This window comes from Sediminicola luteus (genome assembly GCF_002514735.1).
Classification (GTDB): Bacteria; Bacteroidota; Bacteroidia; order Flavobacteriales; family Flavobacteriaceae; genus HQA918.
Map to the genome: position 1 here is coordinate 361,235 of NZ_NBWU01000001.1, position 18,314 is coordinate 379,548.

Consider the following 18,314-nt stretch of genomic DNA (forward strand, 5'->3'; position numbering starts at 1 on the left):
TCAAAGCATATGACCATAGGTGTTGGCGGATCTACGATCACCGCGGAATTGGATAAAATCCAAGATATGACCACAGGGGTAAAACCCATTGGATTGGCCGAATATAAAGCCCGTATCGAAAAAGCGGCCCAATTACTTCGAAATTCCAATTGGAATGCCCTGTACATCAATGCAGGAACCAATCTGCATTATTTTACCGGTACCGCCTGGAACCCCTCCGAACGTATGGTAGGTGCCCTCTTGTTGTCCCATGGTGAAATCGTTTATATCGTGCCCCGTTTCGAGGAAGGAACTTTCTTGAAATTCCGCCAGATCCAAGGTTCGATCCAATGCTGGGAAGAACACGAGAGCCCTTATGCCTTGGTAAACCAAATCCTGCACCAGCACGGTATCGATCAAGGCCATTTGGCCCTAGACGAAAATTGCCCATATTTCTTGGTAGACGAACTCCAACAGGCCAATGCCAGTTTCCAATTCGAAAATGGGGGTGCCATTACCCGAGCCTGCCGTATGCTTAAATCGGAAGCCGAAATCGCCATAATTCAACGGGCCAAAGACATCACACTAACGGTACAAAAAGCGGCAGCCCGTATTATACGCCCCGGTATCTCTGTGGCCGAGGTTACCGATTTTATCAATAGGGCCCATATCAAAGCGGGTATCCCCTCCGGAAATTATTTCTGTATCGTTCTCTTTGGTGAAGACTCCCAATATCCGCATGGCGTAAGCAAGCCGCAAAACCTTGTGGAAAATGATATCGTTTTGGTTGATACCGGTTGTAAACTACATGGTTATATCTCCGACATTACACGCACTTATGTCTATGGCAGCCCAACCGAGCGCCATAGGGAAATATGGAATTTGGAAAAGGCCGCCCAACAAGCTGCTTTCGAAGCCGCTCAACTGGGCACCCTTTGTGGTGCCGTAGACGATGCAGCTCGAAAAGTAATCGCCGCTGGCGGGCTAAGTCCCGATTACGAACTGCCCGGCCTGCCCCATCGCGTGGGACATGGCACCGGAATGGATATTCACGAATACCCCTATTTGGTTCGGGGAAGCCAGATTCCCCTGGAAATAGGGATGGTAGTCAGCAACGAACCCATGCTCTGTATTCCGGGGGAATTCGGTATACGGCACGAAGACCATTTCTATATGACCGAAAACGGCCCCAAGTGGTTTACCCAACCCATGCCTAGTATTGATGACCCCTTCGGTATAGCCCCCTAAATTAGGTTATTCTTCGTTCTGGTTATACCAGTTTAAAAAACGATTCATTGGGGAACTGTTTTAGATACATTACATTAGGGGCACCAAAACACAAAAGACCCTCAAAGCTGTGGCCCGATTGGAAATTTGTCCGCATCTAAAGAATTGCGCCTATCAACATTTTGAAAAGGCCGAATCGTACTTAGATGTAGTAAGCACCTTTGCCAGATTATACTATGTCATCGAAGGAAAAGGACAACTGAACTTTCTAGATCAACGTATTGATCTAGCTCCAAACAACTTATACCTTATCCCTTCCTTTGCCCGTTGTACCTATATCTTTGAACCTGGCCTAAAACAGTACTACATCCATCTCGACACCTTATGCTCCAATGGGTTACCCATGGCCCTGAATTTTCAACTAAAAACCAACCGGCCAACCGACGAATTTGACCTACAACTCATTAAAAAAATCGTGGCTGTACACCCATTACACGCCTTGCGAAATGCCAAACCCGAAGTATACCAGAAAAAAGATTGGCTACAAAAGGAAATGGGTTACCGTAGTGCTGCCGTACGTTACGAAACCCAGGGTATCTTACTAAAATTACTATCGGGCTTTATCTTGGGAACCAACCCAAAGATTTCGGCGAACCCCCATTTTCATAGTATAACACCACTACTTCAGTTTATTGAGGAGCATATTGGACATAACCTGACCCTAGCAGGATTAGCGGCACAGAGCAAGTTGTCCAAACCCCAGCTCACCCAAATATTCTTGGCACTTTTTGATAAAAGCCCCACGGTTTACATCTTGGAAAAACGATTGGAAAAATCGAAAACCTTAATAGTGAACACCAATCAAAACCTACAATTAATCGCAGAGCAATGTGGCTTTAAAAGTTATTCCTATTTCTGTAAGCAGTTTAAAAATGCCTATGGGTTGGCACCTTTGAAATACAGGCACTCCCATTAACCCCATGGTTTAGCGTGCTTGCATTTGTGGGCTACCCTTGTATCGTAGTTCGAGCACTTGAAGGGTTCCCTCCTTTTTCAATGCTTTAAGATCAATTACGATTTCCGTTTTGTTTTCGGTAACCGTTACCGGCTCCCTCGATTTATAATCGACCACTCCCAAAATGGGTTGCGACAATTTGGGTAGGGTTATGCTTTCTTGCCCCTCCCAAAGAAACAACCAAGCTTTTTGGCCCTTTCGGGTACTCACCCCTCCTTGAAAGGGATAATAGGGGCCGCCGCGTGTACCATAAATGGCCCCACCATATTGATCTAACCAAGCCCCCAAAGCATTCATTAAAACCACTTGTTCTTTAGGAAAACTACCATTGGGTTTTGGGCCTAGATTAATCATATAATTGCCATTATTACCTACCACTTGTACCAAATCTAGGATCAATTCTTGGGCCGTCATCAAATCGGGCGATTTATTAAAAGACCACTGTTTTTTATCTAGGGTAACCCAGGCCTGCCAAGCATGGTCTCCCCAAACCGTTACATTGTTCCCGTGGTTTACCAGGCGTTCACGATCTTGAAAATCGCCCGCATAAGTACTGCCATCTATATCGATATGGTTGTCTTTACCGGCCATTCGCCTGCCAATGTCTATGCGGGTACTTAACAGTACATTTTCGTTCAGAGCCCTTAGGTCGCGATACATTTTAGAGCCCATTTGATGGGTATAGGTTTCGTCCCATTCCCCATCGAACTGAATAAAACCCACCCCATAATCTTCGATCAACTCGGCACATTGGGCATACATATACTTCAAATACCTATCCATATTAGGGGCATCTGGCAAGGTCTCGAATAGGGTTCCTGGCCCTCCAAATACATTGGGGGTCCAATCGGGATGGTACCAATCTATATTCGAGTAATAGGCTCCTAAAACGATTCCGGCCTCATCGCAGGCCTGCTTTAGCTCTTGCATAATATCCAATTTTAAACCGGCCTCTTCCATATCGTACCTACTCCATTTAGAAAACCAAAGGGCAAAGCCATCGTGGTGTTTCGCCGTAGGGGAAATATATTTCATGCCCCACCTTTTCAATAGGTCTACCCATTCCCTGGCGTCAAATTCCGTGGGTGCAAAATCTTTATAAAAGGCATCGTATTGGGCTACGGGTATTTTCTTGTGTCTACTCCAAGAGATCTCTTTACCGCCCAAGGATGAAGGCCCCCAGTGTACGCTTAAACCCACTTTAAGATCACGCCATTGTTCTTGGGCACTTTGTGGCACCTTTAATTCAGGGTTTAAATCGCCACCACCACTCAATTGACTCCAAATTTTTATAGAGTAGAGACAGAACAACCCCATTATAATGATCAAACGGTTATTACATACTGCCATAGATGTTTATTTTTGGGTAAAACTAGAAGAGCCTTTACATTTAAAACTGCTTTTTCCCTAATAATTTATGCTTTATTGAACCCCTAATGCGCGCTACGGAATCTACACCATCTTTCTACCTTAAGACCCTGAAACCAGAAGACCTGGAACCGTACTACCATATGGTTAGCCGGAACCGGGAACGCCTAAACGATTTCTTTGCCGGTACGGTCTCACGAACCCAGACTAAAGCCGACACCAAGGCTTTTCTAGAGTGGATGCAACAGGCCAAAGCGCAAAAACAGTATTATCCGTTTGTAATCGTGGCCCAAGAAACGGGGGCTTTTATTGGCTTTATCGACCTAAAAAACCTCGATTGGCATTTACCCAAAGGCGAAATCGGGTTTTATTCCGATCAGGATGTCGAAGGCCAAGGCTTAATGTCATTGGTATTGCCACAATTCTGCGATTATTGTTTTACCGAAATCGGGCTGCATAAGGTTTTTCTGCGTACCCACCAGACCAATGTGGCCACCCAACGTTTGGCCTTAAAAAGTGGTTTTACCCGAGAGGGCCTATTACGGGAAGACTATAAGACTAGCTCGGGTGCATATTTAGACCTCATCTATTATGGTAAACTGGCTTCGGAGGCTTCTAATAGTCTACGTTTTGAAAAAGTTGAAAACGAGCATCCCGATTTTCAACGTTTGGTTAGCCAGTTAGACTTGGAACTAGCCAAAAGGGATGGCGATGCCCATGGATTTTACGACCAATTCAACAGTATCCAAAACCTAAGGCATTGTTTGGTAGCCTACCAAGGAACCAAAGCAGTGGCTTGCGGTGCCTTTAAGGCCTTTGACGCAGAAACCATTGAAATAAAACGAATGTATACGCTTATGGAATTCCGAGGTAAAGGGATTGCTGGCAAAGTACTAGGGCAACTAGAAAGTTGGGCATTAACCTTAGGCTACTCCCAAGCAGTTCTGGAAACCGGGAAAAGGCAACCCGAAGCTATTGCCCGATACAAAAAATCGGGTTATAACACCACACCCAATTATGGCCCCTATCGGGGTGTCGAGAACTCTATCTGTTTTATAAAGGTCTTACACTAAGACAGCATAGGAACCACCCTTATCCAGCAAACTTTATACGTATTTTTCCTTCATTTTATCGGGTTTTTTCAATATTAACTTCGTTTTTTCGTTCGTTTGTAACCAGTTACCGGATTCCCAAATCCTGAAAGACCTACGAACATGTTATTTAAAAGCGACCTTCTTAAAGGGAATAAGTTCTTCGTACTATTTTCCTTCCTGTATTTTAGCGGTTCACCACTTTTGGCCCAAGACTCTGATGGTGATGGCATTCTTGATAGTGAAGAGTGTAGCCCGAACATTGTCTTTCAATCCAACGAACTAACTATTGACCAGCACTGTACACCCAACTTTTCCGCCGAAGGCGATTATTTACCACTAGAAATGGCCGGACAACATTGCAGTGGTAACCCTGAATTTGGAAACAACCAATGGAACAATAGCTATATACGGCCCGGCGAATATATTTCTAGCGCCACCTCGGTAAGTCAATGTGAACTTCCTGAGGGGGACTTTAGAGGCATAATGCTTAAAAACCGAGACGACCAACCTATACCCGTTCAACCCAACACCCAATATCGCCTTACCATTCAAATGCGACATAGCAATTATAGCTTAGGAGCACCCCATAATGTGTTTCCTATACTCAGGTTTTATATAGATGGGCAATATATTACCCCCGCCAACCTGTCTCATCATAATGGGCAATGGTACGAACTCTACGCGACATGGAACAGTGGTAGCAAAACCCAAATCGCAAAATATGGCTTACACAATGGCCAACGCTACGGTTGTGGCAACGATATGCGTTATCATAGTTTTAAAATGGAATTGGCCAATCCTGGCCCTCCCGGAATTTCTAACTGTGATTTTGATGAAGACGGCATACCCAATATCAATGATCTTGATTCTGATAATGATGGCATTCTCGACCAAGTAGAAGGTAACGTGGATACCGATGGTGACGGTTTTCCTGATTTTCTTGATTACGATTCGGATAATGACGCTTGTAGCGATGCCAATGAAGCCTATCACAACCCCAATGCCGATAATGCAGATGGTATGGAGTACAACGATGCCGATAGCCACACCATTTCTGATGGTAGTGGCAAAATAAATGCCGATGGTACGGTAGGTACTGCACCATACACACCACCGGTCAACAATAACCGCCTTATTGACGATGGACCAAACTCTATCTGCCAAAAACTGCCCGACCTAGGCGTTCTCTTACTAATCAATGATGGTATCGTTAAAGGAATTAAAGACCAACAAATTGTAATAAGGGTTAAGGAACTGAACCAAACCCAGACCATACCTGGGCAGCCCATTACCATAAAAATCAACAGGTCTGGAGATATGGCTTTTACCTACGATCCAGGTTTGGCCCTAATACAGGTAAACCAAAACCATATTCCACTTGCCAATAACGATTGGCAGTTAGACACCAGCGACCCTTCTTTCTATATCTTTAGAAATACAGCTGGTTTGCAGGCCGGTGCCTTTAGCAGTATAGGCATTGTAGCCCAATTTGATTCGCAAGGCACTACCGGGAAACAGAATTTTACCGCCTCCTTGGAAAGGGCTTCCGGAGGAGAAACCAATGCTACCAACAATTCCGATGTCGAAACTGTTGTTTTTTTAAAGGAGTAAACTTTTCGATCCAAAACTTTTTATGGATTACCCATCTTTGGCGACTCCTTAAGCAATAGCACCAAAACCAGGGCGAGTATGGCCAAGGGCACAAAAAACTTGAGCATTACACCGAGATAGGCATTTTTATCCAAGCCCATAATCACTACCATGGCTATACCACTAAACTGACCCACCAACAAGAGAAAGCCTTGAGAGGTGGCCTCTGGGGTGGGATGGGTAATCTCGGCCATGTACTGAAACCCTATTGGCCCGGCACTCATAACGAAGAAGCCTAAAAGAAAGCTACTTGCCAAGGCGATTTGGTACACGCCTTCATGGGCCATGCCCAGCCATTGTGCCAGTTCGGGCGCATGGGCCATACCGGCCACCGCAGGCAACATTCCGGCAATACAAAGCACCAAAAAAGGCTTCCGTTTTTGGTATTTATCGGATAGCATGGGTAAAATTAATGCCCCAATGATGCCTCCAATCAACATAATACCCCCAATGAGCCCATCGGAATCGGTCACTTCCAAATGGGCTGCTATGGCATCTACCAAAGAACTGATGGCATTAAAAATACCCAACCCAATCACAAATAAAAGTCCGGTCAGCCAAGCACCCTTGGAACGTAACAAATGTCCGTAGCCCGCTTTAAAACCCAGGTTTTGTACGTCAGAACCTTCTCGGATTCCCTCCGGCCTTGCCCTAAAAAACCATAAAAACAACAAAGCCGACAATACCGTAGGGAACATATAGATCCACAACATATGGTCTACTCCTTGGCCATAATTCACATCGGCGGCGGCGGCAACGACCAGACTGGGGGTAACCACCATCACCAAAATAATGCCTACATATTGGGCCAAGGCCAAAAAACCGGCTACCATAGCACGTTCATCCCCGGGAAACCAGCGGGCACTAAAGGCCGTAACACCATTTAAAATAAAGGGTTGGGCCACGGCCAATATCAATTGACCCACGAAAACCAACAGTATATTATGTCCGAAAAAACCTTTGATAGCCCCACCAATCAAGGTTAGTATGGCGCCAAACCCGATGCCTTTACGTATACCATAAGTGTCTAAAAAATAACTGGCCGGTACACACATAAGCAAGAACATAACCATATAAACCAGGGCCAAAGTATCTATAGTCAACCACGAAAATCGTGTTAACTGATTGCCGTAAAACACCTGGGCCACTCGGGCAATTGGGGCGTGGGTAAGCCATTGTAACTCTACCATTATGGTAAGAAACATAAACAACAACAGCATTAACCACCGCTTTCGGGGATATTTTTGGGTAGAAACCATGGATTTGATTTTATTTCATTACTTTTACATACCGGACGGTCTGTTTCCAAATATATAAACATTTCCATGGATTACATAATCGCACATGATGTAGGCACCCAGAGTAACAAGGCTGTATTGATCAGCACTGGGGGTAAGATAGTCGATTCAAGTGAGTATTCCTATGGTATGGACTTACCCAAACCAGGTTGGGCCGAACAGCAACCCGAAGACTATTGGACCGCCGTTTGCCAAGGTACCCGAAAAGTTGTAGCCCATTTAAAACCAGAAGACCAAGTACTTGCCATGGTCTTTTCTACCCAAAGCATGGGTATTATCCCTGTGGATAAAAAAGGTAAGGTCTTGCACCCGAATATTTCTTGGGTAGACGCCCGGGCCGAACAACAGGCAAAAAAAATAGTCAACCGTTTTTTGGGGCAATCCGTTTTTAAGGTAATCTCGGGTGTAGAATTATCGGGTAAAGATGTGATACCCAAATTACTTTGGATCAAAGAAGAACTCCCACAGGTCTATCAAAACACCCATAGGTTTCTCGATGTTAATGGTTATCTCAAATATCGCTGTACGGGCAAAATGGTCACTGAATGGTCTGGGGCCTGTAGTTATGGCTTTAACCTAGAAAAAAAAGATTGGGAACGCCTTTTCTTTAAGATTGCTGGTATTGACCTCGAAAAATTACCTCCCTTGGTAAAATCGACTGATTTAATCGGTGCATTGACCCCGGAAGCGGCCCAAGATTTGGGGCTTTCTACATCGACCCAAATTTTCGGGGGCTGCGACGACACCCAAAGCGGGGCCATGGGCAGTGGTCAAATAGACCCCGAGAGCGCCCACGCCTATTTAGGCACCTCGGCTTGGTTGGGGGTTAGCCATTCCAAACCCTTCAAGTTTAAAAGAGGGGTGGCCAATTTGGCCAGTGCCGACCCTAAAAGCACCATACTGGTTGGCATTACCGAATCTTCAGGGGCCAATCTCGAATGGGCCCTAGAGAACCTCTACAAGCAAGAAAAGAAAGACGGTTTGGACATTTACGCCCTTATGGAGGCGGAGGTAGCCGCGATACCGGCCGGCGCCGACGGACTGATCTTTACCCCTTGGTTTACCGGAGAGCGGGCACCGGTTACCAATACCACCCTACGTTCCACCTTGTTCAACCTAGGCCTGGAACACACCCGGGGCCACATACTATGTGCCTTGCTCGAAGGGGTTGGCTATAACCTTCGTTGGACCATGGAGAATATGCAAAACGACTATGGTTTTACCATAAAGGAACTCACCTTAATCGGAGGTGGCACCTTGAATACGGCTTGGATACAAAGTTTGAGTGACATTCTGCAAATACCCTTACACATTACCCAACACCCCAAAATGGCCGGGGCCATTGGCTGTGCCATGACCGCATTGGTAGGCCTAGGACTGGCCCCCGATTTTAAGGCCGTAAAAAAATACAACCCTAGGGTACAAAGCTTTACCCCGCGAAAAGACCACCAACAAGTGTATCAAGATAGTTACGAAAACTATAAATTATTGTACAACACCCTTAAGGGTATGTATAAAAAGATAAACGGAAAAAGATTCAACCACCAATGACCGAACAAGAAGCACGTATCGCTGTAGACAAGGCGGGTAAAAAACTACTGGCCGAAGGTCTTGTGGCCCGCACCTGGGGCAATGTCAGTATTCGAATCAATGACAACGAAATGATCATAACACCTTCTGGAAGACCCTATGAGGAACTGGGGCCCGAAGATATGGTCAAGGTAAATTACCGTACCCATGCCTTTGAAGGCCATGTTAAACCATCTTCTGAATACAAGTTGCACACCGAAATCTATAAGACCCGTAAAGAGGCCAATGCCGTTATACACACCCATCAAATGAACGCCTCTACCGTGGCCACGGCCCGTCGTGAAATTCCTCCAATTCTCGACGACCAAGCCCAACTTTTGGGGCCATCGGTACGTGTAGCACCCTACGCCTTGCCCAATACAAAAAAAATAGTAAAAGCAACGGTACAAGCCCTTCGCGGACGCAATGCCGCCCTAATGGCCAACCACGGTGCCGTTTGTATCGGCCCTAATATAGAAGAAGCCTTCGTAGCCTGTCAGGTGCTGGAAAAAGCCGCTAAAGCCTTCATTGAGGCAGAATTTTTGGGCGGTGCCAAATCCATTAATAAATTTGAAGCTTGGTTAATGCATAAGTATTATCTTATGAAATATTCTAAACAGGCTAAAAAGAATACATAATGGGCAGAAAAAAAGATCCACGTAGTAAAGAGAACATCATACAGGCGGCCTTTATCCTTTTTTTGGAAAAGGGCTATCGCGATGTTACTATCAAAAACATTACCGATGCAACTGGACTTTCGAAAGGAGCGGTTTACCATCATTTTACCAGTAAGGAAGAAATCTATATGGCCACTTTGGAGGTCTTTTATTTCGACTTGGTAAACCAGGAAGCCGAACAGATGATTACGGGTAATTTCGTTAACGACATTGAAAACGTATATCATTTTGCGGCCGAGGTTTTTGCCAGAATTGAAAATTTGACGAAAACCGGGCTCGATTTCCCAATCAGAAACTATTTCAGTTTCCAGTTGGAGAGCGAAACCCATAGCGAGGTTAGGGCCCGTATACGGGAATCGGTGGTCACTTATAGAAAACTAGCCGAAGGTATTGTACGCAAAGCCCAGGAAAATGGACAGATTTCCACCGATTGGGACCCCGAGTCCATAGCCCTACAGGTGTTGGGTATGGTTGAAGGAATCGCCATTAACCACTCTACGGTTAAAGGAGACATTAAAAACGTGCTCCTCTCTAAATACAAACAAGTTTTTACCACCTATTTTAAAATGATCGGCGCTACCTAAAGCGTCTTATTTGGCCTTTTGGTGCTGCGCCTTTCGACATGCCCACGACTATATCAGCGTAACACCAACTCTTTAGAGGCCCTAAAAAAAGAACCCATGAAAAGCCCGTTTAGCATTAGTCATTACCACGATACCCAACCTATTTACCAAAAACTAAAAAAATTGGTCGACCAAGAAGTGGTTGGCCTCCCCAAGGCCCTATTGGAGAAGTCTTTGGGCTATTTCGATGAAAAATGCCCTAAGTCAAAGGCCATGATCGATCGGGCCAAGGAATACATTCCGGGTGGGGTACAGCACAATCTAGCCTTTAATTACCCCTACCCCATCGTTTTTACCAAGGCCGAAGGGGCTTATCTCTACGATCTGGATGGCAACCCATATCTAGATTTCCTCCAGGCCGGCGGGCCCACCGTTTTGGGTTCCAATCCTGAGGAGGTTCGAAAAGAAGCCGTAGCATTATTGGAAAGTTGCGGCCCATCGACAGGGCTCTTTCATGAATATGAACTGAAATTGGCCCAACTCATTTGCGAAAACATGCCCTCGGTAGAAAAGTTTCGCATGCTTAACAGTGGATCTGAATCGGTTATCGCGGCGGTACGAGTAGCCCGTTTGGCCACCAAAAAGAAAAAAATAATAAAAGTAGGCGGGGCCTACCATGGTTGGATGGACCAAATGGTGTACGGCACCAGAATTCCGCGTACCGGGCGTTTTGAGGCCCATGGTATTCCCAAGGCCTATACCAAGCATACCCAAGAAGTCTACCCCAACGATATTAAGGCCTTAGAACGCAAATTGAGATTCAACAAGTTACGGGGAGGTACGGCCGCAGTGATCGTAGAGCCCTTAGGGCCCGAAAGTGGCACCCGCCCTGTACCTATAAATTACAACAAACAAGTACGCGCCCTATGTGACAAATACGGAGCCCTATTGATATTTGACGAGGTTGTAACCGCCTTCCGGGTTGGTATGCAAGGAGCACAGGGTTACTTTGACGTTATGCCCGATCTTACCGTTTTCGGCAAGGTGGTGGCCGGGGGTTATCCGTCTGCCGGTGGTCTTGGCGGTAAAAACGAGTATATGCGTTATTTGGCCGCTGGTTTGGATGGCGATAAAAAAATAAAAAAAGCCAAGGTAGGTGGCACCATGGCCGCCAATCCGCTTAGCTGTGTGGCAGGCTACCATACCCTAAAACAAATTTTAGATACCGATGCCTGTGCCCAAGCTGGAAAAGCCGGGGATCGATTGGCCAAAGGCCTGCAAGAGATCATGCAGAAATACCAATTGCCCTATGTAGTCTACAACCAAGGTTCTATCGTGCATTTGGAAACCTCGGGGGTCTTGTTCGTTGATGTAAACTTCGCCAAACCCTGGACCTTGCCCAATGCCCTAAAACAGATTAAAATACGTAAAGATGTTATGGAACAGATGGGGGCCGCCTTTATGGCAGCCGGCATCGTTACCCTGGCGGGTAGTAGGCTATATACCTCGGCGGCCCAGACCGATGCCGTTATCGATGAGGCCCTTGCTAAATTCGATGGGGTATTCGCCCAAATTAAGGGCTAACCATTACCAGGACTTAAAAAACAAAAAAGATCATTAGTCAATCCAGGAACACCCCTAGTATTTTCCTTTGCCGTTTCCGGGTTTCTTTTTGAAGCATAAAAAACGGGGCAAAAGCCCCGTTCCAGTTCAACTAAAATAACTACGCGATTACTTCTTACGCGTACATTTTATCTTTAAATCGCCTTCCGGAGTTTGTGAAAAACCTTCCATTTTATCTCCATTTGCAGTCAACTCTACCGGAATACTCGATCCTTCTACCCAAACCGAAAAAGTAATGGTGTTCCCTTCAACCTTAACATGGGTACCCTCCATAGAACCTCCATCAATGGAAATAACTACTTTATACTCCCCATCGGCCTGGGAAATAGCTATCTCGCCCGTATTGTATTCATAAGGCGCGTTCGGGGAGGTATATTTCCAAGTTCCCAACACCCCTTTGGAAGCTACCATGGACTGTAGCGAAAAGGCTAGGAATAATACCGGTAACAAAAGGGCAATTCTTGCTTTTTTCATTGTGTTTATATTAATATTAGTAATTGATGTTTCCTAAAAGAAAATGAAACGGCCCTCAAAACATACCAACCGTTCGGTTGCAATTTAACCAATTAATTTCAATTAGACGTTAATCCTATCCCAATTTAAGCTAAAGCCCTGTTACGAACAAACTTGCCAACGTAAACTTAACATGGCCTAACCCACCTTTTTATCCTCTAAACGACAGCTTTAACTACTTAAAACCATCTCAAATCGCTTCAATCATAACGATTTAGAAACATCTAAAGTTCGGATAATCAAATAAAAAATGTATTTTAGCGACCGGACGGTCGGTTTCGATTCGAAACGACAACTCAACTTTAACTAAACAATCCAATATGAAAATGAGACAGACCTATCTTATCTTATTGGTATTCTTTTTCATGGGCTTCACCACCTTGGTGGCCCAAGAGACCTTAACCGGTACCGTTACCGATGCCGACGGTTTACCGCTGTTGGGGGTTAACGTAGTGGAAAAAGGAACCAGTAATGGAAATGTGACCGACTTCGATGGCCGCTTTAGCCTAAAAGTCGACCAACTACCAACCACCCTATTCTTTAGCTATGTTGGCTTTAAGACCGCAGAGATCAACGCAACCAACAATTCCCCCATTCAAGTCGTACTGGAGGAAGATGCCCAAATGATCGACGAGGTCGTGGTTACCGCATTGAATATCGAAAGGGACAAAACCTCTTTGGGCTATTCCCTTGATGTGGTAGACTCTGAACAGGTAACCGTAGCCAAGGAAAACAACATTGTGAATTCCTTAAGTGGCAAGGTATCAGGGCTCCAGATAACCCAAACCACGGGAGGGGTCAATAAAGAAAGTCGGGTGATCCTGCGGGGCATTAGCTCCCTGACCGGAAACAATACTCCGCTTTTAGTGGTCGATGGTTTTCCCATGAACGGTAGTTTCTCCGATATAAACCCAGACGATGTAGAAAGTATCAGTGTCTTAAAAGGTGCTGGCGCCTCAGCGGCCTATGGTTCGCGTGGGGCCAATGGGGTCATTTTGGTCACTACCAAAAAGAGTGCCCAAAAAGACAAGATTGGTATCTCAATAGCTTCTTCCATCGGTTTTGAAGACATTATGCTTACCCCTGATTTCCAAAACGAATTCGGTACCGGTGCTTTTTCCGAGTTTGCACCCATTAACAGCGACGGGCGTCCGGTCTTAGATTACCCCTTTTCCTGGAGCTGGGGGCCAAAAATGGAAGGCCAGACCTACACCAATTGGCTAGGTAACGAAGATACCTTTACCGTTCAGGGCAATCCTTTTGAAGAATTCTACAGAACCGGGGTATCTGCCATTAATACGGTAACCTTGGAAGGCGGGGGCGATAAATCGACCATGCGTTTTACCTATACCGACCAGCGAACCAAAGGTATTATTCCGAACAACGACCTAAAGAAGCACACATTTAACCTGCGGTCCACCTCAAAACTGACCGATAAACTATCGATGGATAGTAGGGTGACCTATATTTTGAATACCGTACGCAACTCGCCGGCATTGGCAGAGAATGGCGACAATACCGCCCTAATGCTTTCCCTAATGCCCCGCGACATTAAACTATCGGACCTTAAGGCCAATACCGAAGATGCCAACGGCAACGAATTGAAATGGCTGAACGACAATACCTTTAACAACCCCTATTGGACCCTTGCCCATGTAAACAACCAAAACAAATTGGATCGTTTACAAGGTTTCCTATCATTGACCTACGATATATCCCCTGCTTTTACCTTGACCGGTAAATCAGGTATCGATATCCTTGGACAAGATTATACCTATCATGCCGATTCGGGTAGTTCGGTTTATTCCAATGGCCGTGGTGAATACCGTCATAACACCAATGAGACCATAGAGTGGAACTCCGACTTCTTATTGAGCTATAAAAAGACCCTAGATCGTTTAAACCTAGGATTCAGCGTTGGGGGCAACTATCTCATGCGAAAATACAATCGCTTAAACACCTATGGTAAAAACGAAAAGGCCCCCGACCTGTATAGAATCAGCAATTATGGGGTAGTTACCACAGACGATTGGGAGTCTAAAAAAGGTATCTATTCCTGGTACCTGTTAGGCCAGGCCGATTATGGTGGGTACGCCTATTTGGATGCTACCTTTAGAAACGATATCTCCTCTACCCTACCCAAAGAAAACCGTTCATACTTCTACTATTCGGTAAACGGTAGTTTGCTTTTCTCCAAACTGTTGGGCTTGGAGGGCAGCACCTTTAGTAGTGGTAAGATCAGGGGATCCGTGGCCACTGTAGGTAACGATACCGATCCATATCAATTGCTTACCACCTACAATTTTGACAATAGGACCTATTTACCCTATGCCATGGCCTCGAGCCCAAATGGACTTCCCAATTCCGACCTGAAGCCTGAAAACACGGAATCATGGGAAGTAGGTACAGACCTCGCCTTTTTCGACAATAGGCTGTCTATTGGCGGAACCTATTACGAAAGTGTGACCGATAACCAGATCATGCCGGTTACCATTTCCCGTTTTTCGGGCTACCATACCAAACGTATCAACGCCGGAAGCATCAAAAACTCTGGTTTCGAACTGGCCGTGAACGGTACCGTTCTGCAGAACGAGGATTTCAGCTGGGAATTGGGTGCCAATATTACCAAGAACAAATCTTTGGTTCAAAGCCTGCACCCCGACCTAGAAAACCTGGTCTTAGGTAAACTTAGGACCGTTACGGTAGAAGCCCGCCCCGGTAGTCCGCTTGGCGAAATTTGGGGCTTCGATTATCTGCGCGATAATTTTGGTCGACGCCTGATCAATGATCAAGGGTTCGCCCAAAAAGGGGAACGTAAGAAACTAGGCGATATCAACCCGGATTTCTACGGAGGTATTACCACTGCCTTCAAGTACAAAAACTGGTCTTTAAGGGCTTTGGTGTCTTACCAGCAAGGTGGGGAGTTCTACACTTGGGGCCGTGGGTATAGACTGTTCTTCGGAACCGATGCCCAGTCGGCCGTTGGTCGTGTAGACGGCGTTATCGAAGACGGAATCAATGAAAACACCGGTTTTGAGAATACCCAGTCCATTAACCCGATGTTACAACACTTTACCAATGTTTTCACAAACGATATCTCTACCGACCTTATCCTAGACGCTACCAATGTAAAAATGCGTGAAATGGTTTTGGCCTATGAGGTACCCCGAAGTTTTTTAGCGAACACCGGAATAGACCGTGTAACCCTGAGCGCCTGGGGGCGTAACCTGTTCTTTTTCTATAATGCCGCCGGCGATATAGATCCAGAATCGTCTTATAGCAGCGGAAGTGTTGGAAACGGATTTGAGCATTCGTCCCTCCCCTCTACCCGAACCTTTGGAATGGATCTAAAACTTGACTTCTAAAACATTGCACATGAAAAAGTATTTCTATCATATCGCATTCGTCTTGGCTCTTGGTACACTTACCGTAGCCTGCGACGACCATTTAGACAAGCTGAACACAAACCCGAACGGACCAGAGACCATAGACGATGCGCCCTTGTTCACCAAGGCGGCCCATAGTCTTTTGGAATATACCGCGAACACCTCTTCCTTTAAGTTCGGGGGACAATATTCGCACTCCATTATGTGTGGGGGTACCGCCCGTACGGCCGATGGTTATACCGATGGCTTCGATGGGGATTATAACGGTATGGCCTCGAACCTAATGGATAACGTGATCCGCCAAACGACAGACGCCTTAGCCATTACCGCCGAGGGCGACGGCAAAAACGAACTCCGACACGCCCTGATCAGTGTGGTAGAGGTCATGGCCTTTGCCAAGCTAACCGATATGTACGGCGACATACCGTATTTTGAGGGAGGCCATGGTAAAGAAGGTAATGTAACCCCGAAATACGATAGCCAAGCCGACATCTACGACGATATGGTGGCCCGTTTGGCTTCCAGTATCGACATTATTCAAGGGGGTAATCCGGCCAACGCCTATCCGAACAGTGACCCTTTCTTTGAAAACGATATGGACAAATGGGCCCGATTGGCCAATTCGTTCCGTTTGCGTTTGGCCCTGCGTATGCGCAATGCGGATCCTGCCAAAGCCCAAGCCGTAATCGCGGCCTGTCTTACCAAACCTTTTATTGAAACCATAGATCAGAATGCAACTTTCGATCGCTTCGAAACCGTAAATCCGTGGTTCGATCTTACCTATCGCTGGCCCGAACTTAAAGTTTCGACCAAATTCTTGGATCAATTGCAAAATACTGCCGACCCTAGGTTGCCGGCTTTGGTGGCCCCCGATACCAACGGAGGTTACCGGGGCATTACCAACGGCATCTCTGATACCGACTTTGCTGAGTCTGACTTTGGTTCGGCTTCCAACTTAGGCGACAAGGTTATTGAAAGTGGCTCCAAGCTTTATTTTATGACGGCTGCCGAAGTTTGGTTCTTGCGTGCCGAAGTAGCCTTATTGGTCAATGAAGATGCTGCTATGGCCAATACCTACTTCCAAAACGGATTACAAGCTTCCTTTGACCAGTGGGATGTAGACGGTTCCGCCTTCTTGGCCGGGCCACATGGTTCTTTAGCCGGAAGTCCAGAGGCAATGACCGAGCAGATCGACACCCAAATCTGGGTCGCCCTGGCCCCAGATTACCTAGAATCTTGGTTCAGCATCCGTAGAACCGGTTACCCAGTTATAGAACAACGTACAGGTGATATGCAATTGGGGGTTACCAACGGGGTACTTCCCTCTCGATTCCTTTACTCCACCTTGGAGCTTAGCACCAATAAAACGAACGTAGAGGCCGCCATTGCCAATCAGGGGGCCAACAAAATAGATACTCAGTTATGGTGGGACAAACAATAACAAAAAACAGCCCTATGAAAGCGCTACGATACCTTAGTTTGGCCTTAGTGGCCCTTGTGACCATGGCCTGTGAAGACGATGATACACTACCTGTTTTGGCCGATTTCCAATTTTTGGTAGAAGAGGCCCAAGTAACCTTTAACGGAACCACCCAAAGTGCCAGCTCGGTAGTTTGGGATTTTGGCGACGGCAATAGCAGTAACGAGGAAGACCCAGTACACATCTATGCAGGTGCAGGTACCTATACCGTAACCATGACCGCTACCGATGCCAACGGGGCCACCTTTGTAGAGACTAAAGAGGTCGTTGTACCCGAATCACTTAGCATCTTGCTAACAGGCGGACAAGCCTATCCGAACGGAAAAACCTGGCGTATAAAACAAACCAGTACTGCTGGCGATGGGGCCGGCCCCATCTCAAACGACCTGAACCTTTTCATCGCTTCTCCGGATTATATTCTGCTCGGTGTTGGATTGGGTGGAGGTTATGAAGATGAATTCACCTTTAAATACGACGGTTCATATTCGGTAAACAATATAGACGGCCAGAGTTTAATGGGCTTGGTTTATGCCATGATCGAAAAACAGGCCGATATCCGTGCCGTATCTGCAGATCCGCAGAACGTACCCCTGGCCGATGTGGTCTATACTCCGGTCACCGATGCCACTTGGGAAGTGGTAGAAGGCGATTTCACCATTCAAAGCGCCTTGGGTCCGGTACCTTTTGTAGATAAACAACAACTGATTTTGGGCGACTATATAGGTTTTGCCGATAAGGCCTATAACGTGGTACTTAAAAGTATTAGTGAAGATAGTATGAGTATCGCCATAGGCTTACATACCGAAGCCGCGGCCTATACCCTGCCGACTTTGTTCCTACACCTTACGTTGGAACCCAAATAAACCAATTTG

The 18,314-nt window shown here is 46.0% G+C and carries 14 protein-coding genes; 11 read left to right on the plus strand and 3 right to left on the minus strand.

Annotated elements, in window-relative coordinates:
* Positions 1 to 9 precede the first annotated feature (9 nt).
* Entirely contained in the window at positions 10 to 1,227 is a 1,218-nt protein-coding gene (locus B7P33_RS08370; RefSeq protein WP_097441526.1) for a M24 family metallopeptidase, read from the plus strand.
* A gap of 109 nt (positions 1,228 to 1,336) precedes the next feature.
* Positions 1,337 to 2,182, plus strand: coding sequence for a helix-turn-helix domain-containing protein (locus tag B7P33_RS08375; RefSeq protein ID WP_097441527.1), 846 nt, complete (start codon positions 1,337 to 1,339; stop codon positions 2,180 to 2,182).
* Positions 2,183 to 2,191: 9 nt separating this feature from the next.
* On the opposite strand, the gene B7P33_RS08380 is transcribed toward B7P33_RS08375, so the two are convergent.
* A complete protein-coding gene (locus B7P33_RS08380) occupies positions 2,192 to 3,571 on the minus strand; it encodes an alpha-L-fucosidase (protein WP_097441528.1) in 1,380 nt (459 codons plus the stop codon).
* An 86-nt stretch (positions 3,572 to 3,657) separates the two neighbouring features.
* Here B7P33_RS08380 and B7P33_RS19765 point away from each other — a divergent pair, with 86 nt between their 5' ends.
* Complete coding sequence (locus tag B7P33_RS19765; protein ID WP_097441529.1) at positions 3,658 to 4,662, plus strand: GNAT family N-acetyltransferase; 1,005 nt, start codon at positions 3,658 to 3,660, stop codon at positions 4,660 to 4,662.
* A 141-nt stretch (positions 4,663 to 4,803) separates the two neighbouring features.
* Positions 4,804 to 6,294: a hypothetical protein gene (locus tag B7P33_RS08390; RefSeq protein WP_097441530.1), complete on the plus strand. Its 1,491-nt coding sequence runs from the start codon at positions 4,804 to 4,806 to the stop codon at positions 6,292 to 6,294.
* Between the two features lie 20 nt (positions 6,295 to 6,314).
* Here the strand turns inward: B7P33_RS08390 and B7P33_RS08395 are convergent, their stop codons facing one another.
* Complete coding sequence (locus B7P33_RS08395) at positions 6,315 to 7,592, minus strand: MFS transporter (protein ID WP_097441531.1); 1,278 nt, start codon at positions 7,590 to 7,592, stop codon at positions 6,315 to 6,317.
* 66 nt (positions 7,593 to 7,658) lie between these two features.
* On the opposite strand from B7P33_RS08395, the gene B7P33_RS08400 reads away from it, so the two are divergent.
* The 4 genes from B7P33_RS08400 to B7P33_RS08415 all read left to right on the plus strand — a co-directional run bounded on the left by B7P33_RS08400 (position 7,659) and on the right by B7P33_RS08415 (position 12,024).
* The gene (locus B7P33_RS08400) at positions 7,659 to 9,182 is read left to right on the plus strand and encodes a xylulokinase (protein WP_097441532.1); all 1,524 of its coding nucleotides are present in this window, start codon (positions 7,659 to 7,661) and stop codon (positions 9,180 to 9,182) included.
* Positions 9,179 to 9,838: a class II aldolase/adducin family protein gene (locus B7P33_RS08405; protein ID WP_097441533.1), complete on the plus strand. Its 660-nt coding sequence runs from the start codon at positions 9,179 to 9,181 to the stop codon at positions 9,836 to 9,838. Before B7P33_RS08400 ends, B7P33_RS08405 begins: the two co-directional genes overlap by 4 nt.
* A complete protein-coding gene (locus tag B7P33_RS08410) occupies positions 9,838 to 10,461 on the plus strand; it encodes a TetR/AcrR family transcriptional regulator (RefSeq protein ID WP_097441534.1) in 624 nt (207 codons plus the stop codon). The genes B7P33_RS08405 and B7P33_RS08410 overlap by 1 nt, the downstream gene beginning before the upstream one ends.
* Positions 10,462 to 10,557: 96 nt before the next feature.
* Positions 10,558 to 12,024 carry an aspartate aminotransferase family protein gene (locus B7P33_RS08415; RefSeq protein ID WP_097441535.1) on the plus strand — a complete coding sequence of 489 codons (1,467 nt, stop codon included), beginning with the start codon at positions 10,558 to 10,560 and terminating at the stop codon, positions 12,022 to 12,024.
* Between the two features lie 147 nt (positions 12,025 to 12,171).
* On the opposite strand, the gene B7P33_RS08420 is transcribed toward B7P33_RS08415, so the two are convergent.
* Positions 12,172 to 12,537: a hypothetical protein gene (locus B7P33_RS08420; protein WP_097441536.1), complete on the minus strand. Its 366-nt coding sequence runs from the start codon at positions 12,535 to 12,537 to the stop codon at positions 12,172 to 12,174.
* 359 nt (positions 12,538 to 12,896) lie between these two features.
* Between B7P33_RS08420 and B7P33_RS08425 the strand changes: the two genes are divergently transcribed.
* The 3 genes from B7P33_RS08425 to B7P33_RS08435 are packed head-to-tail and all read left to right on the plus strand — an operon-like array spanning position 12,897 to position 18,305.
* Positions 12,897 to 15,941: a SusC/RagA family TonB-linked outer membrane protein gene (locus B7P33_RS08425; RefSeq protein ID WP_097441537.1), complete on the plus strand. Its 3,045-nt coding sequence runs from the start codon at positions 12,897 to 12,899 to the stop codon at positions 15,939 to 15,941.
* A gap of 10 nt (positions 15,942 to 15,951) precedes the next feature.
* Complete coding sequence (locus tag B7P33_RS08430; RefSeq protein ID WP_097441538.1) at positions 15,952 to 17,403, plus strand: SusD/RagB family nutrient-binding outer membrane lipoprotein; 1,452 nt, start codon at positions 15,952 to 15,954, stop codon at positions 17,401 to 17,403.
* Between the two features lie 14 nt (positions 17,404 to 17,417).
* Positions 17,418 to 18,305 carry a PKD domain-containing protein gene (locus B7P33_RS08435; protein ID WP_172435897.1) on the plus strand — a complete coding sequence of 296 codons (888 nt, stop codon included), beginning with the start codon at positions 17,418 to 17,420 and terminating at the stop codon, positions 18,303 to 18,305.
* The last annotated feature ends 9 nt before the right edge of the window (positions 18,306 to 18,314 follow it).